Origin of the sequence: Methylobacterium aquaticum (genome assembly GCF_001043915.1) — a bacterium.
In the GTDB taxonomy this organism is placed as follows: Bacteria; Pseudomonadota; Alphaproteobacteria; order Rhizobiales; family Beijerinckiaceae; genus Methylobacterium; species Methylobacterium aquaticum.
Genome location: NZ_LABX01000180.1, coordinates 1 through 2,798, shown reverse-complemented (window position 1 = coordinate 2,798; position 2,798 = coordinate 1). Strand labels below are relative to the sequence as shown.

Here is a 2,798-nt window from a genome sequence, read left to right as displayed (position 1 = left end):
GACGCCCCTGGCCTTCATCATTGAGAGGCGCATGCAGCGGGTCCATGCGGATCTTGCCTCCCCGGACAACGCGGACCGATCGGTCGCCGATGTGGCGCGCCGCTGGGGCTTCGTGCACATGGGCGACTTCGCGCAGCGCTACCGTCGGCGCTTCGGCTGCACGCCGACCGAGACGCGCCGGCACACCGGGTAACACCTACCTATCACGATCGCACCTTGAACATTTTCTACTAAAAGTTTTATTATATAGAATTGCAACAATCTTAGATCTATTTGTTATAATATTTGCGAAAACATTTTCGCTATTATTATATATTAATATATTAACTATTAAATGATTTCCTAGGCGAGTGTGGTATCTCGCAAGATGGGTGGCTGATATGATATTTAGCATTCGCAATATTCTCCTGTTTATTTTTATTTCAATTGGTGCTTTATCAATCGCATTATCGTCACGAATGCTGATAGTAGCGTTTAATAAAAACACAACTGCCAATGCTGCCGCCAATCTTGCAGTCCTTGACCGCAATTTGTTCGTCGGTCTGTCGCAGATGAGGCTCGAGCGAGGCTATGGGTTGAATGCCCTGGCGATGGAGCCAAGCACCAACCGCCAGCGCCGGCAGAACTCCACCGATGCCAGGGCGCCGTTCGATGCAGCCATGGACGCCGCGGTGCGGACTCTGACCTTCCTGCCGAAGATGGCCGCAACCGGGACCGAGATCGGCTCGCTCATCGTGGAATGGCGGCGGCTGCGGCCCGAGGTCGATGCCGCCTTCGAGCAGAGCCTAGCCAGCCGGGACAAAACATTGTCCAAGCGTATGAACGACCTTGGAGAAAAGATACTCGGGATATTGCAGAGTACCTCCAATAAAATAGACGCCGAAATCGAGGCCCTCGAACCGGGTCTGGGCGTCCTGCTCAATACCCGGGCGACGACGTGGCTGACCCGGACGACGAGCGGTCGTTTTGGCTTCCTCGTCAACGATGCCTTCGCCGGGGATCGGACCCTGACCACCGTGGAGAGCAACGAGGTCCGCGAGAACGACGCCCAGTCCGAGTTGGCCTGGACCATCGTCGGACGAATGATCGCGGCCACCGACGTCGGTCAGGCTGTGCGGGATAGCTATGCCCGTGGCAACACCCTGTACTTCTCCGGTTCGCTCAAGCAAATGCGTAAGGAGGCGGTCGCGGCGGCCTCCGAGGGCAAGAAAATGTCGATGGATCCCGCGGCATGGTCGTCCGGTCTCTTCGCCGGCCAAGCATCCATCGTCGATATGGCCCTCGCAGTGATGGACGACGTCGTAGTGCAGTCGCGCCTGCACGCAGAGGCGTCGCAGACGACCTTCATGCTCTCCGTGCTCCTGACCGGCGTGGTTGTGTTTCTGGTATTGAGCGCGGCTTTGATCGTGCAGCGTCGTATTGTGCGCGGAATCCTTAGCCTAGCAGGGGCAATGGAGCACATCGCGAATGGACGTCTTGAGACCATCGTGCCGAGCGTAAAGCGTCGCGACGAGATCGGCGCGATGGCGCGGACGGTCGAGGTGTTCAAGGACAATCTGATCCGCACGAAGGCGCTGGAGGCAGAAACAGCCTTCGCCCGTGCCTCGGCCGAGGAGCAGCGCAAGGCCGGCATGCACCAGATGGCAGATGCGTTCGAAAGGGCGGTCGGCGGTATCGTCGGTCAGGTCTCCGCTGCTGCCACCGAGCTGCAGGCCACCGCCCAGGTTATGACTACCACTGCGACGCAGACCGCGACCCAGTCTGGCGCAGTGGCCGCGGCAGCCGAGCAGGCGGCCTCAAATGTCGGCACTGTGGCAGCGGCGGCCGAAGAGCTTGGCGCGTCAGTCCAGGAGATCGGCCGCCAGGTCGACAGCTCGGCCCGACTCGCCGACGCTGCTGTGGTCGAGGCCGGGCAAACTGCGCATCAGGTTCGCGCGCTCACCGAGGCTACGGCCCGCATCGGCAACGTGGTCGGGCTGATCTCGTCAATCGCGGCCCAGACCAACCTGCTGGCTTTGAACGCCACGATCGAAGCTGCCCGCGCCGGAGGCGCCGGCCGCGGCTTCGCTGTCGTGGCGGCCGAGGTCAAGGAACTGGCCGGCCAGACGGCACGGGCGACTGAAGAGATCACGAGCCAGATCGCGGCGATCCAAGCCACCACCGGCCAGGCGGTTGGGGCGATCAGCGGGATCACCAAGCGGATCGAGGAGATCTCGGGCGTCGCGACCTCTATCGCCGCGGCGGTGGAGGAGCAGGGCGCGGCAACGCAGGAGATCGTCCGCAACGTCTCCCAGGCGTCTGCCGGCACCGGCGAGGTGACGAACAACATCGCGAGTGTAGCCGGCGCCGCTGAAGAAACAGGCACAGCTGCTGCTCAGGTACTGGCCTCTGCCTCTGAACTGTCGCGCCAGTCCGAGCATCTCTCGGCCGAGGTTGATCGCTTCCTTGCCACCGTGCGGGCTGCGTGACTTTGGGTCTTGAGGACAAAAATACAGCGCCTTTATCCTCGGAGTATGTTAGGGAAAACTCTTCCGTATACGAAATGTGGTATTGAATAAGCCAATTTTGTACCACATCTTGTATCTAGAGACATCTTTCCAAACGGACTACAGGAATCCGCTCCCCGAGTGCCCCTTGAAGGCGTTCGCCCGGCGGATATAGCCGACGACGGTCCGGGTATCGCGATGCCCGGACTGATCCATGATGCGGGCCAAGTCTGTGGATCGACACCGAAGTGGGACCCTGGGCTGGAACAGGAGCAAGCCCTTGGAGCTAAATTGGAAATACGTCTCCAGGCG

At 60.1% G+C, this 2,798-nt stretch carries 2 protein-coding genes; both read left to right on the top strand.

Going from position 1 to position 2,798, the window contains the following annotated elements; all coding sequences use genetic code 11:
- On the top strand, positions 1–193 hold a 193-nt coding region (locus VP06_RS35195; protein ID WP_156295719.1), incomplete at its 5' end, for a helix-turn-helix domain-containing protein.
- 187 nt (positions 194–380) lie between these two features.
- Entirely contained in the window at positions 381–2,468 is a 2,088-nt protein-coding gene (locus tag VP06_RS22310; protein ID WP_048465990.1) for a methyl-accepting chemotaxis protein, read from the top strand.
- The last annotated feature ends 330 nt before the right edge of the window (positions 2,469–2,798 follow it).

Coding starts and splice junctions, on each gene's coding strand:
- VP06_RS22310 (WP_048465990.1), top strand. CDS start 381: ATGATATTTAGCATTCGCAATATTCTCCTGTTTATTTTTATTTCAATT.